Source organism: Streptomyces sp. NPDC044064, assembly GCF_056434245.1.
The window spans coordinates 13,286-28,401 of the sequence record NZ_JBWKFN010000050.1; the positions used below are offsets into that span (position 1 = coordinate 13,286).

General features: G+C 71.8%; 11 protein-coding genes and 1 riboswitch. Of the genes, 6 read left to right on the forward strand and 5 right to left on the reverse strand.

The genetic code is table 11. The features are described 5' to 3' along the window. Positions 1-50: 50 nt before the first annotated feature. Positions 51-1,112, forward strand: a complete 1,062-nt coding sequence (locus AC07DS_RS44175) for an ABC transporter substrate-binding protein (protein WP_145882934.1) — start codon at positions 51-53, stop codon at positions 1,110-1,112. An 18-nt stretch (positions 1,113-1,130) separates the two neighbouring features. On the opposite strand, the gene AC07DS_RS44180 is transcribed toward AC07DS_RS44175, so the two are convergent. The 4 genes from AC07DS_RS44180 to AC07DS_RS44195 form a co-directional block, all read right to left on the reverse strand. Further along, positions 1,131-1,811, reverse strand: coding sequence for a response regulator (locus AC07DS_RS44180; protein WP_479154378.1), 681 nt, complete (start codon positions 1,809-1,811; stop codon positions 1,131-1,133). Then, positions 1,808-3,547 (reverse strand): ATP-binding protein, encoded by a 1,740-nt coding sequence (locus tag AC07DS_RS44185; protein WP_479154379.1) that lies wholly within the window; start codon positions 3,545-3,547, stop codon positions 1,808-1,810. The genes AC07DS_RS44180 and AC07DS_RS44185 overlap by 4 nt, the downstream gene beginning before the upstream one ends. A gap of 122 nt (positions 3,548-3,669) precedes the next feature. Then, positions 3,670-4,611: a sucrase ferredoxin gene (locus tag AC07DS_RS44190; protein WP_479154380.1), complete on the reverse strand. Its 942-nt coding sequence runs from the start codon at positions 4,609-4,611 to the stop codon at positions 3,670-3,672. Positions 4,612-4,665: 54 nt separating this feature from the next. After that, positions 4,666-5,922 (reverse strand): citrate synthase, encoded by a 1,257-nt coding sequence (locus AC07DS_RS44195; RefSeq protein WP_479154381.1) that lies wholly within the window; start codon positions 5,920-5,922, stop codon positions 4,666-4,668. A gap of 113 nt (positions 5,923-6,035) precedes the next feature. Here AC07DS_RS44195 and AC07DS_RS44200 point away from each other — a divergent pair, with 113 nt between their 5' ends. After that, positions 6,036-7,199, forward strand: coding sequence for a citrate synthase/methylcitrate synthase (locus AC07DS_RS44200; protein ID WP_479154382.1), 1,164 nt, complete (start codon positions 6,036-6,038; stop codon positions 7,197-7,199). A 121-nt stretch (positions 7,200-7,320) separates the two neighbouring features. After that, the gene (locus AC07DS_RS44205) at positions 7,321-8,385 is read left to right on the forward strand and encodes a CobW family GTP-binding protein (protein WP_479154383.1); all 1,065 of its coding nucleotides are present in this window, start codon (positions 7,321-7,323) and stop codon (positions 8,383-8,385) included. On the opposite strand, the gene AC07DS_RS44210 is transcribed toward AC07DS_RS44205, so the two are convergent. Next, the gene (locus AC07DS_RS44210; RefSeq protein WP_479154384.1) at positions 8,382-10,841 is read right to left on the reverse strand and encodes a DNA gyrase/topoisomerase IV subunit A; all 2,460 of its coding nucleotides are present in this window, start codon (positions 10,839-10,841) and stop codon (positions 8,382-8,384) included. The genes AC07DS_RS44205 and AC07DS_RS44210 overlap by 4 nt on opposite strands. A gap of 270 nt (positions 10,842-11,111) precedes the next feature. On the opposite strand from AC07DS_RS44210, the gene AC07DS_RS44215 reads away from it, so the two are divergent. From AC07DS_RS44215 to AC07DS_RS44225, 3 genes are all read left to right on the forward strand, one after another. Further along, on the forward strand, positions 11,112-12,515 hold the full coding sequence (locus tag AC07DS_RS44215; protein ID WP_479154385.1) for a M16 family metallopeptidase: 1,404 nt from the start codon (positions 11,112-11,114) through the stop codon (positions 12,513-12,515). Beyond that, a complete protein-coding gene (locus AC07DS_RS44220) occupies positions 12,512-13,900 on the forward strand; it encodes a M16 family metallopeptidase (RefSeq protein ID WP_479154386.1) in 1,389 nt (462 codons plus the stop codon). Before AC07DS_RS44215 ends, AC07DS_RS44220 begins: the two co-directional genes overlap by 4 nt. A 223-nt stretch (positions 13,901-14,123) precedes the next feature. Beyond that, positions 14,124-14,287: riboswitch (cyclic di-AMP (ydaO/yuaA leader) on the forward strand. Positions 14,288-14,299: 12 nt separating this feature from the next. After that, positions 14,300-15,055 (forward strand): M23 family metallopeptidase, encoded by a 756-nt coding sequence (locus AC07DS_RS44225; RefSeq protein WP_336110155.1) that lies wholly within the window; start codon positions 14,300-14,302, stop codon positions 15,053-15,055. Positions 15,056-15,116: the final 61 nt, after the last annotated feature.

Genomic DNA, 15,116 nt, shown 5'->3' on the forward strand with positions numbered 1-15,116 from the left:
GCGCCACCCCCCTTTCCCCGCACCGCCCTCTCACAAGGACGTGAACCGCCATGCGCAAGTCCGCCAGATACACCACCCTGGCCGCCGCCGGTCTGCTCGCCCTCTCCTCCCTCACCGCCTGTGCCAATGACGCGGCGAGCACCGCCTCGGCCGGCTCCGGCAGCAAGGGCGACGGCAAGGGCACGAAGGTCAAGATCATGGTCGGCGGCCTCGACAAGGTCATCTACCTGCCCGCGATGCTCACCCAGCGGCTCGGCTACTTCGACGCCGAGGGCCTCGACGTGGAGCTGCTGAGCGAGCCCGCCGGTGTCCAGGCCGAGACCGCGCTCGTCTCCGGGCAGGTGCAGGGGGCGGTCGGCTTCTACGACCACACCCTCGACCTCCAGGTGAAGGGCAAGTCCGTGGAGTCCGTGGTGCAGTTCTCGCACGCGCCCGGCGAGGTGGAGGTCGTCTCCGGCAAGGCGGCGGGCGACATCACGTCGCCCAAGGACTTCAAGGGGAAGAAGCTCGGTGTCACCGGTCTTGGTTCCTCGACCGACTTCCTCACCAAGTACCTCGCCGTCAAGAACGGCGTGAAGGTCAGCGAGTTCACCCCGGTCGCCGTCGGTGCCGGACCGACCTTCATCTCGGCGCTCCAGCAGGGCGCGATCGACGGCGGCATGACCACCGACCCGACCGTCGCCACCATCCTGGACAAGAAGGCCGGCAAGGTCCTCCTCGACATGCGCACCCCCGAGGGCTCGCAGGAGGCGCTGGGCGGGCCGTACCCGTCGTCGAGCCTGTACATGCAGACGGACTGGGTCAACAGCCACAAGGACACCGTCCAGAAGTTGGCCAATGCATTCGTCAAGACGCTCAAGTGGATGTCCACCCACAGCGCGGACGAGATCGCGGCCAAGATGCCCGCCGACTACTCCCAGGGCGACAAGGCGCTCTACGCCCAGGCGATCAAGAGCACGCTGCCGATGTTCACCAAGGACGGTGTGATGCCCGCGAACGGTCCCGAGACCGTCGAGAAGGTCCTCAAGTCGTTCAACCCCACCATCCAGAACGCCAAGGTGGACCTGAGCAAGACGTTCACGACCGAGTTCGTCGAGAAGGCCGCCGAGTGACGGCTCGCTGACGCCCGCTCAGGCGCGGGTCGCCCACACGTAACGGTGTTCCGGGCGGCCCGCGTCGCCGTATTTGAGGGTCAGCCGGGCCCGTCCCGTGCGCTCCAGGAGCTTGAGGTAGCGCTGGGCGGTCTGGCGGCTCACCCCGGTCCGCTCGGCGATCTCCTGGGCGGACAGTGGCCCCTCGGCGCCCATCAGGGCCTGGCGCACCAGCTCGGCCGTGGTGGGGGAGTGCCCCTTGGGCAGCCCCGGCTCCGACGGCGCCGACAGGGCACCGAAGATGCGGTCCACCTCGGCCTGTTCGGCCTCGCCGCCGCCGTCCAGCGTGCGGCGCAGCCGGGCGTAGGCCTCCAGCTTGGCCCGCAGCCCGGCGAAGGCGAACGGCTTCACCAGGTACTGCAGGGCGCCGTGCCGCATGGCCGCCTGGACGGTCGACACGTCCCGGGCGGCCGTCACCATGATCACGTCGGTCTGGTGGCCGCGCCGGCGCATCTCCTGGACGACCGCGAGGCCGGTGTCGTCGGGCAGGTAGTGGTCCATGAGGACCAGGTCGAGCCGCGGGAGCGTGTCCAGGTGGCGCAGCGCCTCGGCCGCGTTGTGCGCCTCACCGGCCACATGGAAGCCGGGCACCTTCTCGACGTAGGCGGCGTTGACCCGAGCGACCCGCACGTCGTCGTCCACGACCAGGACCTCGATCATCGCGCCTCCTCCTCGGCAGCGGTCGGCACATCCCCGGTGGCCGGCTCCCCGGGCCCGGGGAGGACCGGCTGTCCGGACCCCGTGAAGGCCGGCTCCCCGGACCCCGTGAGGACCGGTTCCAGTTCCGGCTCGGTCAGTGCCTCGGGCAGGACGACCTTGAACTCCGCGCCTCCGCCGTCCGTCGCGCCCACCATCGCGCTCCCACCCTGCCGTTCGGCGAGCCGGCGCACCAGCGAGAGCCCGAGGCCCCGCTTGCCGTGCGCGGGGGGCTTCTTGGTGGACCACCCCTCCGTGAAGATCAACTCCCGTTGGTCCGCCGGGATCCCGGGCCCGGTGTCCTGCACGCGGAGGACGACCGTACGGCCCTCGGCGCGCAACTCGACCTCCACGCGCGCGTGCGGAGTGCCCGCGACCGCGTCGAGCGCGTTGTCCACGAGGTTGCCCACGACCGTGACCAGCCCCCGGGGGTCGATCAGCCGGTCCGGCAGCCGGGTGCGCTCCGACACCCACAGGGCGACCCCCCGTTCGGCCGCCACGGTCGCCTTGCCGACCAGCAGGGCGGCGAGCAGCGGGTCCTGGATCTTCTCGGTGACCTGTTCGGCGGTGACCCGGTGGTCCCCGACGACCTCGCCGACGAACTCCACGGCGTCGTCGTACATCTCCAGCTCCAGCAGCCCGAGCAGGGTGTGCATGCGGTTGGCGTGCTCGTGGTCCTGGGCGCGCAGGGCGTCGATCAGGCCGCGCGTGGAGTCGAGTTCGCGGCCCAGCTGCTCCAGTTCGGTGCGGTCGCGCAGGGTGGCGACGGCGCCGCCGTCGTCCGTGGGCATGCGGTTGGCGACCAGGACGCGCTGGCCGCGCACGGTCAGCAGGTCGGTGCCCGTCACCCGCCCGGCCAGGACGTCCGCCGTACGGCCCTCGCCCAAAGCCTCGTCCAGGGACTTGCCGACGGCCTCGTCGCCCATGCCCAGCAGCCGCCGCGCCTCGTCGTTGAGCAGCCGGATGCGGCCGCCGCGGTCGAGGGCGACCACGCCCTCGCGGATGCCGTGCAGCATCGCCTCGCGCTCGGCGAGCAGCGCAGAGATGTCGGAGAAGGCCAGGTCCCGGGTCTGTCGCTGCACCCGCCGGGAGATCAGCCAGGCGGCCAGCGCGCCCACCGCCAGAGCGCCGCCGGCGTAGGCGAACAGCCCCGGGATCGCGCCGATCAGCCGGGCGCGCACGCTGTCGTAGGCGATACCGACCGAGACCGCCCCGATGATCCGGTGGTCGGCGTCGTACAGGGGGACCTTGCCGCGGGCCGAGCGGCCCAGGGTGCCCTTGTCGATCTCCATGACCTCCTTGCCGGCCAGGGCGTCGCGGGGGTCGGTGGAGACGGGGTGGCCGATCTCGCTCGGTGTGGGATGCGACCAACGGATCTTTCGCCGGTTCAGTACCACGATGTACTCGGCGTTCGTGGCGTGCCGGATCCGCTCGGCCTCCTTCTGCACCGGGCCGTTCCTGGTCGGCGGGGTGTGCTCGACGCCCTCGGCGATCTGCGGGTCCTGCGCCGTGGTCTGGGCGATGGCCAGCGCGCGGCGCATCGCCTCCTGGTCCAGCTGCTTGCTCAGCGGAGCCAGAAAGAGCCCGGTCGCGAGCACCGCGACCCCCGCGGCGATCGCCACCTGCATCAGCAGCACCTGCGAGAAGACCCGCCGCGGCAGACCGAGGCGCAGGCGGCGCGCGGGGGGAGTGGGGCTCATACCCACGACGGTACGTGGGCAGATGTCGGTCCCCGTAGCGGGTGTGGCGTGGATCTCTTGACCATTTCTTGAAGCAGCGGGTGCGGGGGTTCTCGAGGACGCGGCCGAGGGAGCGGTCCGGATCAGCTCGCCAGCGCCGTCGTCCGCAACTCGCGCACGGCCACCACGTCCATCCGCGCCGGCGTCCCGAGCACCGTCGCGCCGCAGCTCTCCGGACGCGGCGGCAGGGACGCGCCCTGGGCCACGGTGACGAGCCAGTGGCGGCCGTCGGTGTGGGAGACCACCACCTCCCAGTGCGGTGCCCTGCCCTCGGTCCGTACGACGCTCAGCGCGCCCGCCGCGTACTCGCCCGCCGCCGAGCGCACGGCCAGCTCGGCCGCCTGGCCGGGCCGGTCCCAGGCGGAGCACCCGCGGCACCCCTCGACCACCACGCGGCCCTCCTGGACCCCGTGCAGGGCCTCCTTGATGGTGTGCGCCTCCGCGCGTCCGTACGCGTAGCCGTACGGCAGGACGAGGACGGTGGGGGAGAAGCGATGACCACCCAGATGGGTGACCTCCCAGACGCCCCGCACACCGGACGAGGCCAGTTCGGCGGCGAGGGGGCGTCCCAGGAGGGCGCAGCAGCGGTCGCGCTTGCCGTTGGTGCACACGAGCGCGAGCGGGTCGCCGGTGTGCGGCCGGCCGCCCAGTGCCGTGCCGAAGGAACGGTGGTCGCCCGCGCCGAGAGCGGCGAAGTCGAGGCCGAGCAGCCGGTACGGATCGCGGGTGGTGGCGCTGTGCAGCCATACGTTCCCGGGGACGGTGTGGGCCACGTACACCTGCCGGGGCGCCTGCGTGCCGCAATCGGCGTGGCGGCCGGGGCGGCGGATGAGCGCGGCGCGGACGCCGGTTCCCTCGGCGGCGGCTTCCAGGGCACGTCCCAGTGCGGGGTCGAGGTGGCTCGAAGTGAGCGCCTTGACGCCCCATGGGCCGGGCTGTTCCAGCAGCAGCCACGTCGTCGCCGTGGCAGCCGTGCCGGAAACGGGCTCGTCCAGGCTCCGGGAGACGGTCGCACACCTACTCACAGAGGTGAGCCTAACCTGACTTTGCCCGGGGCGACTTCCGGCCGTGTCCGTGCGCTACTCCGGGAGGGGCTGCGGAGGACGCGGACCGACGTAGTGACCGCTGGGGCGCATGCGCAGCGGACGCTCGCCGTACTCCTCCAGGGCGTGGGCGATCCAGCCCGCGGTCCGGGCCACCGCGAAGATGGTCTCGCCGGCCGTGGCGGGCATGCCGCAGGAGGCGGTGAACACGGCGAGGGCCAGGTCGACGTTGGCGTGCAGCGGGGTGTGACGGGCGGTCGTGGCGACGATGTCGCGGGCCGCGAGCAGGGCGGGTTCTGCTCGCGGGAGCTGTTCCAGGAGGCCGAACAGGACCCGCGCGCGCGGGTCTTCACCGGGGTAGAGCCGGTGGCCGAGTCCGGGGATACGGCGTCCCGCGCGCAGTTCGTCCGCGATCACCGGGACCGCGGTGCCCTGGTCGAGGACGTCGAGCAGCATCCGGTGGGCCAGGCCGCTGGCGGCGCCGTGCAACGGGCCTTCCAGGACGCCGAGTCCGGCCGAGACGGCCGCGTAGGCGTGTGCGCGGGCCGAGGCGGCGACCCGGACGGCGAGCGTCGAGGCGGCCAGGTCGTGGTCGACGAGCAGGGCGAGGGCGGTGTCCAGGACGCGCAGTGCCGCTTCGTCGGCGGGGCGTCCGGTCAGCCGGCCCCACAGCCGGTGGGCCAGCGGGCCGTCGTCCTCGGGCGCGTGCAGGACCGGCGGCAGCGCGGCGACGAGCGTCGGGATGAGGGTGCGCGCCATGCTCAGCACGGCCTGCTCGGACAGGTCGAAGCGCAGCGGGTCCTCGGCCGCCGCGGCGATCGCCGCCACCCGCAGCCGGTCGGTGGGGGAGGTGTGCTCGGGCAGGGCGCGCACGGCGTGCCGGGCGACCTCGACGGTCTCCTCGGGCGCGGTGAAGGTGACGCCCCGGGTCATCCGGCCCGTCCACAGCCACTCCGCGACCTCTTCGTAGGAGTGGCTGGCGGCCAGTTCCGTGGCGTCGACACCACGGAAGTAGTACCGGTCCTTGTCGATGAAGGTGAGCCGGGTACGGACGGACAGATCCCCGCCGGAGCCCGGACTCCCCGCCGCTTCCCGCCGGTTGCGGCGGGCGAGGGCCTCGACTTCGCGCGCCTCGAAGGTGCTGGCCCGGCCGCCCGGCTCGCGGGCGCTGCTGAGCAGGCCGCGGCTCACGTAGGCGTACACCGTTTCCGGCTTCACGCCGAGCAGTTCGGCGGTCTCCCTGGTGGTCAGCCTTCGCCCCGGACGGTCGGGAGCGGGTTCGTGATCGCGCATGGGAGTCACCGTAGTCGCCTCTGCACACCTTGATAGCAATACATTGATCGAATCAACGTTGACAGAAAATACGTCAAGCATGGACAGTCGGATCAAGTCCAGGGAGGAACATCATGTCCATCAACAGGACCGCACCCCGTGTCGACGTGCCGCGCGGCCTCGCGGGAGTCGTCGTCACCGACACCGAGGTCGGAGACGTACGAGGGCTCGAGGGCTTCTACCACTACCGCCAGTACTCGGCCGTCGAACTCGCGCGGACCCGCGGCTTCGAAGACGTCTGGCACCTCCTCGTCCACGGTGCGCTCCCGGACACGGAGCGCCGCGCCGCCTTCACCGCCGAGACGGCGAGACTGCGCCGGCTGCCCGAGGAGGTCCGCGCGGCCCTGCCCGCCATAGCGGCGGCGAGCCGCATCTCCGGACCGCTGGCCGGGCTGCGCACCGCGCTGTCGCTGCTGGGCGCGGCGCGAGGGCTCCGGCCGGTGTACGACATCGGCGCCGACCGGCGCCGCGCGGACACCGTCGCCGTCTGCGCGGCCGTACCGACCCTGCTGACCGCGCTCCACCGGCTGGGGCAGGGCCTCGACGCGGTCGAGCCGCGCGAGGACCTGTCGTACGCGGCCAACTACCTCTACATGCTCACGGGTGAGGAACCGGACCCGCGGCGGGCCCGTGCCGTCGAGCAGTACCTGATCTCAACCATTGATCACGGATTCAATGCATCAACCTTCACCGCGCGGGTCGTCGCGTCCACGGGCGCCGACGTGGCGGCCTGCCTGGTCGGGGCCGTGGGCGCACTGTCCGGGCCGCTGCACGGCGGAGCGCCCAGCCGCGCCCTCGACACGCTGGACGCGATCGGCACGCCCGACCGGATCGACTCCTGGATCCGGGAGCGGGTGCTCGCCGGCGACCGCATCATGGGCTTCGGGCATGCCATCTACCGCACGGAGGACCCCCGTTCGCGGATGCTGCGCGAGATCGCCCAGGGCTTCGGAGGCGAACGCGTCGCCTTCGCCGTCGAGGTCGAGCGGCAGGTCGAGGCGATCCTCGCCGAGCTGAAGCCCGGCCGCGAACTGCACACGAACGTGGAGTTCTACGCGGGCGTGGTCATGGAGCTGTGCGGCCTGCCACGGGAGATGTTCACCCCCACCTTCGCGGCGGCCCGCGTGGTCGGCTGGAGCGCCAACATCCTGGAACAGGCGGAGGACTCGAAGATCATCCGGCCGATCGCGAGGTACGTGGGTCCGGAGCCGCCGGTCGCGGTGCCGGCACAGCCCTGAGAGACCCCGCGGGCCGTCGGTGACCGGCCCGGCGCGCACGCGGGCCCCGGCGGCACCCCACCCCGGGCCGCCCCGCTCTTATCCTGGTCCGGCAGTCGGTCCACGTGAGAGAGGGCGCCCGTTGGGCAACAGCCGCACCCCGCAGCAGATCCCCGTCGTCGTGCTCGCCGGATTTCTCGGCTCGGGGAAGACGACGCTCCTCAACCACCTGCTGCACCGCAGCGGAGGCAGCCGCATCGGGGCGATCGTCAACGACTTCGGCGCCATCGAGATCGACGCCATGGCCGTCGCCGGCGCCCTCGGCGACTCGACCGTCTCGCTCGGCAACGGCTGCCTGTGCTGCGCGGTCGACGCGAGCGAGCTCGACGTCTATCTGGAGCGGCTCGCCGCGCCCGGCGCCGGCATCGACGTCATCGTCATCGAGGCCAGCGGCCTCGCCGAGCCGCAGGAACTCGTGCGGATGGTGCTCGCCAGCGAGCATCCCGGCATCGTCTACGGCGGCCTGGTCGAGGTGGTCGACGCCGCCGAGTTCGACGGCACCCGGGCCCAGCACCCCGAGATCGACCGGCACCTCGCCCTCGCCGACCTCGTCGTGGTCAACAAGCTCGACCGGGCGCCGGACGCCGACCGTGTCCTGCGTCTGGTCCGCCCGCTGGCCGAGCGGGCCGCCGTCGTCCCCGCCACCTACGGCCGCATCGACCCGGAATTCCTCTTCGACTGCCGCCCGAGCGAGGAGCGCATCGGGCAGCTGTCCTTCGACGACCTGCACGAGCACGGCGACGACGACCACCGCGGTCACCTGCACACCGGCTACGACAGCCTGTCCTTCACCTCCGACGTGCCGATGGAGCCCCGTCGGCTGATGCGGTTCCTGGACAGCCGTCCGGAGGGGCTGTACCGGATCAAGGGGTACGTGGACTTCGCGCCGCACGACACGGTCAACCGGTACGCCGTCCATGCCGTCGGCCCGTTCCTGCGCTTCTACCCCGAACCGTGGCCGCCCGCCGACGCCCGCAGCACCCAGCTCGTGCTGATCGGCTCCGGCATCGAGGCGGACGCCCTCGGCAAGGAGCTGGAGGGGTGCAGGAACGACGCCCCGCACGCCGACGAGCACGGCATGTGGGGCGTCCTGCGGTACGTACCGGGCTCCGCGGAGGAGCCCGACGCGGTGGCGTACGAGGGCTAGAACACCGGTCCCGCCACCACCGAGACCGTCTTCGCCAGCGACGTGCCCGAGCCGTCCCGGCGCGGGTCCGGCTCCGGCAGCTCCGCCGGGGTGCCGTTCTTCTGCGCCGCCCGGGCCGGGACGGGACCCGCCCAGGCCAGCGACAGGCAGTCCTCGCCCTTCAGGAACCGCTGGCAGCGCACGCCGCCGGTGGCCCGGCCCTTGCGCGGGTACTGGTCGAACGGGGTCAGCTTGGCCGTCGTCTGCACGGAGTCGTCCAGCGTGCCGCGCGAGCCCGCCACCGTGAAGACCACCGCGTCGGCGGCCGGGTCGACCGCCGTGAACGAGATGACCTTCGCGCCCTCGATGAGCTTGATGCCCGCCATACCGCCGGCCGGGCGGCCCTGCGGGCGGACGATGGAGGCCTGGAAACGCAGCAGCTGCGCGTCGTCCGTGATGAACACCAGGTCCTCCTCGCCGGTGCGCAGCTCCACCGCGCCGACGATCCGGTCGCCGTCCTTGAGCGTGATGACCTCCAACTCGTCCTTGTTGGACGGGTAGTCGGGCACCACGCGCTTGACGACACCCTGCTCGGTGCCGAGCGCGAGACCCGGGGACGACTCGTCCAGCGTGATCAGGCAGACCACCGTCTCGTCGTCCTCCAGGGAGACGAACTCGGCCAGCGGCGCCCCTCCGGCGAGGTTCGGCGTGGTCGCCGTCGCGGGCAGCTGGGGCAGGTCGACCACGTTGATCCGCAGCAGACGGCCCGCCGAGGTCACCGCGCCGATCTCGCCGCGCGCGGTCGCCGGGACCGCCGAGACGATCACGTCGTGCTTGGCGCGCCTGGCGTCGGCGTCCTCCGTGAACGGCTCGTTGTCCGCCGTACGGGCCAGCAGGCCCGTGGAGGACAGCAGCACCCGGCACGGGTCGTCGGCGACCTGGAGCGGGACGGTGGCCACCGGGGTGCCGGCCGACTCCAGCAGGACGGTGCGCCGGTCGGTGCCGAACTGCTTGGCCACGGAGGCCAGTTCGGCCGAGACGAGCTTGCGCAGCTCCGCGTCCGAATCCAGGATCCGGGTCAGCTCCGCGATCTCCGCGGTGAGCTTCTCCTTCTCCGCCTCCAGCTCGATGCGGTCGTACCTGGTGAGCCGGCGCAGCGGCGTGTCGAGGATGTACTGCGTCTGGACCTCGCTCAGCGAGAACCGCTCCATCAGGCGTTCCTTGGCCTGCGCGGAGTTGTCGCTGGACCGGATCAGCCGGATGACCTCGTCGATGTCGACCAGGGCGGTCAGCAGACCCTCGACCAGGTGCAGACGGTCACGGCGCTTGCTGCGGCGGAACTCGCTGCGGCGCCGCACGACGTTGAAGCGGTGGTCGAGGTAGACCTCCAGCAGCTCCTTCAGACCCAGCGTGAGCGGCTGCCCGTCCACCAGGGCCACGTTGTTGATGCCGAAGGACTCCTCCATCGGAGTGAGCTTGTACAGCTGCTCCAGGATCGCCTCGGGCACGAAGCCGTTCTTGATCTCGATGACCAGCCGCAGGCCGTGCTCGCGGTCGGTGAGGTCCTTGACGTCGGCGATGCCCTGGATCTTCTTCGCGTTGACCAGGTCCTTGATCTTGGCGATCACCTTCTCCGGACCGACCGTGAACGGCAGTTCGGTGACGACCAGGCCCTTGCGGCGGGCGGTCACGGTCTCGATCGAGACCGTCGCGCGCATCTTGAACGTGCCGCGGCCCGTCGCGTACGCGTCCCGGACGCCGTCCAGACCGACGACCCGGCCGCCGGTGGGCAGGTCGGGGCCCGGGACGTGCCGCATCAGCGCGTCCAGGTCCGCGTTCGGAAACCTGATCAGGTGGCGGGCGGCCGCGATGACCTCGCGCAGGTTGTGCGGCGGCATGTTCGTCGCCATGCCGACCGCGATGCCCGAGGAGCCGTTGACCAGCAGGTTCGGGAAGGCGGCGGGCAGGGCCACCGGCTCCTGCTCCTGACCGTCGTAGTTGGGCGTGAAGTCGACCGTGTCCTCGTCGATCGACTCCGTCATCAGGCTCGTCGCCTCGGCCATCCGGCACTCGGTGTACCGCATGGCGGCCGGCGGGTCGTCGTTGCCCAGCGAGCCGAAGTTGCCGTGGCCGTCGACCAGCGGGAGGCGCATCGAGAACGGCTGGGCCATGCGCACCAGGGCGTCGTAGATCGACGCGTCGCCGTGCGGGTGCAGCTTGCCCATGACCTCGCCGACGACCCGCGCGCACTTCACGTAGCCGCGGTCGCGGCGCAGGCCCATCTCGTTCATCTGGTAGACGATGCGGCGGTGCACCGGCTTGAGGCCGTCACGGGCGTCCGGCAGGGCGCGCGAGTAGATGACCGAGTACGCGTACTCAAGGTAGGAGCCACGCATCTCGTCCACGACGTCGATGTCGAGGATCTTCTCCTCGTACGAGTCGTCGGGCGGCGGGGTCTTCGTGCTGCGGCGGGCCATCCTGCCTGGCTCCTTGCTGAAGCGTTTGACGGATCTGACGCGGACCATTGTGGACCGGGGCACCGACAACCCGGGCCACGACCCGGTACCTGCGGCTCTGCCCGGTGCCGGAAAGCCGTCCCACGGCACGCCCGACGCAGGCTACGCGATCCGCTGTGGGCGTACGTCCGGCGGGAACTTCGCCGAGGCCTCGCACGCTTTGCATACAGTGGCAGGACCGGCAGGACAACAGCGGTTTCGACGACCGCCTCCGCTCGCGAAGGGACGTACATGCCCATGGGTCACACGACCACAGCCGAGGCAGGCTCCGGGGGCCTGACAGCGACCGAACACCGCCTGGCCAACGGTCTGCGCGTGGTGCTCTCCGAGGACCACCTGACCCCGGTGGCGGCGGTGTGCCTCTGGTACGACGTCGGCTCCCGCCACGAAGTCAAGGGACGTACCGGCCTGGCTCACCTCTTCGAGCACCTGATGTTCCAGGGGTCGGCGCAGGTCAAGGGCAACGGCCACTTCGAGCTGGTGCAGGGCGCCGGCGGCTCCCTGAACGGCACCACCAGCTTCGAGCGCACCAACTACTTCGAGACCATGCCCACCCACCAGCTGGAGCTCGCCCTCTGGCTGGAGGCCGACCGCATGGGCTCCCTGCTCACCGCCCTGGACGACGAGTCCATGGAGAACCAGCGGGACGTCGTCAAGAACGAGCGCCGCCAGCGCTACGACAACGTGCCCTACGGCACCGCGTTCGAGAAGCTGACCGCCCTCGCCTACCCGGAGGGCCACCCCTACCACCACACGCCGATCGGCTCGATGGCGGACCTGGACGCGGCCACCCTGGAGGACGCGCGCCAGTTCTTCCGCACCTACTACGCGCCCAACAACGCGGTGCTCTCCGTGGTCGGCGACATCGACCCCGTGCAGACCCTCGCCTGGATCGAGAAGTACTTCGGGTCGATCTCCTCCCACGACGGCAAGCCCGAGCCCCGCGCCGGCTCCCTGCCCGAGATCATCGGCGAGCAGCTGCGCGAGGTCGTCGAGGAGGAGGTCCCGGCGCGCGCCCTGATGGCCGCCTACCGGCTCCCGCAGGACGGCACCCGCAAGGCGGACGCCGCCGACCTCGCCCTGACCGTGCTCGGCGGCGGCGAGTCCTCCCGCCTGTACAACCGGCTCGTGCGCCGCGACCGTACGGCCGTCGCGGCCGGCTTCGGCCTGCTGCGCCTGGCCGGCGCGCCCTCGCTCGGCTGGCTGGACGTGAAGACCTCCGGTGACGTCGAGGTGCCGGTGATCGAGTCCGCGATCGACGAGGAGCTGGCCCGGTTCGCCGCGGAGGGCCCGACGGCCGAGGAGATGGAGCGCGCCCAGGCCCAGTTGGAGCGCGAGTGGCTGGACCGGCTCGGCACGGTCGCCGGCCGCGCCGACGAACTGTGCCGGTTCGCCGTCCTGTTCGGCGACCCGCAGCTCGCCCTCACCGCCGTCCAGCGCGTCCTCGAGGTGACCCCCGAGGAGGTCCAGGAGGTCGCCAAGGCCTGCCTGCGCCCCGACAATCGCGCGGTCCTCGTCTACGAGCCGAAGCACCCGGAGACCGTCCAGGACGCCGACGTCCCCGAGGACCCGGAGCAGGAAGCCACCGTAGAGGCGGGCGCCGACAAGAGCGACAACGAGGAGACGGCCAAGTGACCGAGCTCGCCACGATGGACTTCCACCCCCAGCCGCAGCCGGGCGAGGCCAGGCCGTGGGCGTTTCCCGCTCCCGAGCGCGGCACGCTGGACAACGGTCTGACCGTGCTGCGCTGCCACCGCCCCGGCCAGCAGGTCGTCGCCGTCGAGGTGCTGCTGGACGCGCCCCTGGACGCCGAGAAGCCCGGTCTGGAGGGCGTCGCCACGATCATGGCGCGGGCCTTCTCGGAGGGCACCGACAAGCACTCCGCCGAGGAGTTCGCCGCCGAGCTCGAGCGGGCCGGTGCCACGCTGGACGCGCACGCCGACCACCCCGGCGTGCGCCTCAGCCTGGAGGTCCCGGCCTCCCGCCTGGCCAAGGGCCTCGGTCTGCTCGCTGACGCCCTGCGCGCGCCCGCCTTCGACGACAGCGAGGTCGAGCGGCTGGTCCGCAACCGCCTGGACGAGATCCCGCACGAGCTGGCCAACCCGGCCCGCCGCGCCGCCAAGGAACTCTCCAAGGAGCTGTTCCCGGCGACCTCGCGCATGTCGCGGCCGCGCCAGGGCACCGAGGAGACGGTCGAGAAGATCGACGCGGCGGCCGTACGCGCCTTCTACGACCGCCATGTGCGGCCCGCCACGGCCACCGCGGTCGTCGTCGGTGACCTCACCGGCACCGACCTGGACGAGCTGCTCGCCGACACCCTGGGCGCCTGGACCGGCACGCCGGGCACCCCGCGGCCCGTGCCGCCGGTGAGCGCCGACGACACCGGCCGGGTGGTCATCGTCGACCGGCCGGGCGCCGTCCAGACCCAGCTGCTCATCGGCCGGATCGGGGCCGACCGGCACGACCGTGTGTGGCCCGCCCAGGTGCTCGGCACCTACTGCCTCGGCGGCACCCTCACCTCCCGCCTGGACCGCGTCCTGCGCGAGGAGAAGGGCTACACCTACGGCGTGCGCTCCTTCGGACAGGTCCTGCGTTCCGCGCCGGACGGCACGGGCGCCGCGATGCTCGCCATCAGCGGTTCCGTGGACACCCCGAACACCGGTCCCGCCCTGCAGGACCTGTGGACGGTGCTGCGCACACTCGCGGCGGAGGGCCTGACCGACGCCGAGCGGGACGTCGCCGTGCAGAACCTGGTCGGTGTGGCGCCGCTGAAGTACGAGACCGCCGCGGCCGTCGCGAGCACGCTGGCGGACCAGGTCGAGCAGTACCTGCCCGACGACTTCCAGGCGACCCTGTATCAACAGCTCGCCGGCACCGGCACCGTGGAGGCCACCGCGGCGGTCATCAACGCCTTCCCGGTGGACCGTCTCGTGACCGTCCTCGTGGGTGACGCGGCCGAGATCAAGGCGCCGGTCGAGGCGCTCGGCATCGGCGAAGTCACCGTCGTGGCGGCCGAGTAGCGGCTTTACGGCACCCCGTGCGCGTGGGGCCCTGACGATCCGACGGTTCGTCAGGGCCCTTTGCCGTGCACAGCCCTTCCTCAGATGTCCGAATTGCGGCAGAGGTTGCCTGTCTGACCTGTGGGATGCGCTACAAAAGCCCGGATCCGTTTGGGGATCGAAAGTCGGGCCGCATAGCGTCGACCGGGCTGTTCGTCAGGCAGTGCGCCGCGCCCGCGGCACCGGACAGTCATCGCCGAGTCCCCCCACGGCGCGAGCCAGGGGAGCCGGGGACCCACCGCAGTCCCTGGGGTGAATCGGACGCCCGCGCTCCGGCGAGGGGGTCCGTAGGAGACCTTCCTGCTCCGAACCCGTCAGCTAACCCGGTAGGCGAGAGGGAAGGAAAGGACCAGCCACTTCATGGCGTTCATGTACGCCACCGGGAAGCACCGCAAGCCCGGCCGGGTCAAGCGCACCACCGTCCAGGCGGCCGGTGTCGCGGCCCTCACCACCACCGGTGTCGTCGGCACCCTGGCGGCCAGCCCGGCGCTCGCCGCGGACAACTCGGTCGAGGACACCGGCCTCACCCCGGTCATCACCGTCAGCGACACGGTCGCCGAGCAGATCGACGCGCAGGCCGAGGCCCAGCTGGTGGCCGCCCGGCAGAAGGCTGCCGAGGAGGCCGCGGCCAAGGTGGCCGCCGAGGAGGCGAAGAAGGAGCGCGAGGCCCAGGCCCGCGCCGCGCGAGAGGCCGAGCGCAAGCGCCTGAACGCGTTCGTCGCCCCGATCGCGCACTCCTACGTCTCCACCGGCTACAAGGCCAGCAGCTCCCTGTGGTCCTCCGGTTCCCACACCGGCATCGACTTCCACGCGGCCAGCGGGACGTCCGTCCACGCGGTCGGCTCCGGCACGGTCGTCTCCACCGGCTGGGGCGGCGCGTACGGCAACCAGATCGTGATCCGGATGGCCGACGGCATGTACACCCAGTACGGCCACCTGTCGTCCATCGGCGTCGTCGTGGGCCAGAAGGTCCTCCCGGGCCAGCAGATCGGTCTGTCCGGCGCGACCGGCAACGTCACCGGACCGCACCTGCACTTCGAGGCCCGTACGACCCCCGAGTACGGCTCGGACGTCGACCCGATCGCCTATCTCCGCCAGCACGGCGTGAACGTCTGACGCTCCGGCACACGACATCCCGAAGCCCCGGCTCACGAGCCGGGGCTTTCGCCGTTTTTCG

Coding starts and splice junctions, on each gene's coding strand:
- AC07DS_RS44225 (WP_336110155.1), top strand. CDS start 14,300: ATGGCGTTCATGTACGCCACCGGGAAGCACCGCAAGCCCGGCCGGGTC.
- AC07DS_RS44200 (WP_479154382.1), top strand. CDS start 6,036: ATGTCCATCAACAGGACCGCACCCCGTGTCGACGTGCCGCGCGGCCTC.
- AC07DS_RS44185 (WP_479154379.1), bottom strand. CDS start 3,547: ATGAGCCCCACTCCCCCCGCGCGCCGCCTGCGCCTCGGTCTGCCGCGG.
- AC07DS_RS44215 (WP_479154385.1), top strand. CDS start 11,112: ATGCCCATGGGTCACACGACCACAGCCGAGGCAGGCTCCGGGGGCCTG.
- AC07DS_RS44195 (WP_479154381.1), bottom strand. CDS start 5,922: ATGCGCGATCACGAACCCGCTCCCGACCGTCCGGGGCGAAGGCTGACC.
- AC07DS_RS44175 (WP_145882934.1), top strand. CDS start 51: ATGCGCAAGTCCGCCAGATACACCACCCTGGCCGCCGCCGGTCTGCTC.
- AC07DS_RS44180 (WP_479154378.1), bottom strand. CDS start 1,811: ATGATCGAGGTCCTGGTCGTGGACGACGACGTGCGGGTCGCTCGGGTC.
- AC07DS_RS44210 (WP_479154384.1), bottom strand. CDS start 10,841: ATGGCCCGCCGCAGCACGAAGACCCCGCCGCCCGACGACTCGTACGAG.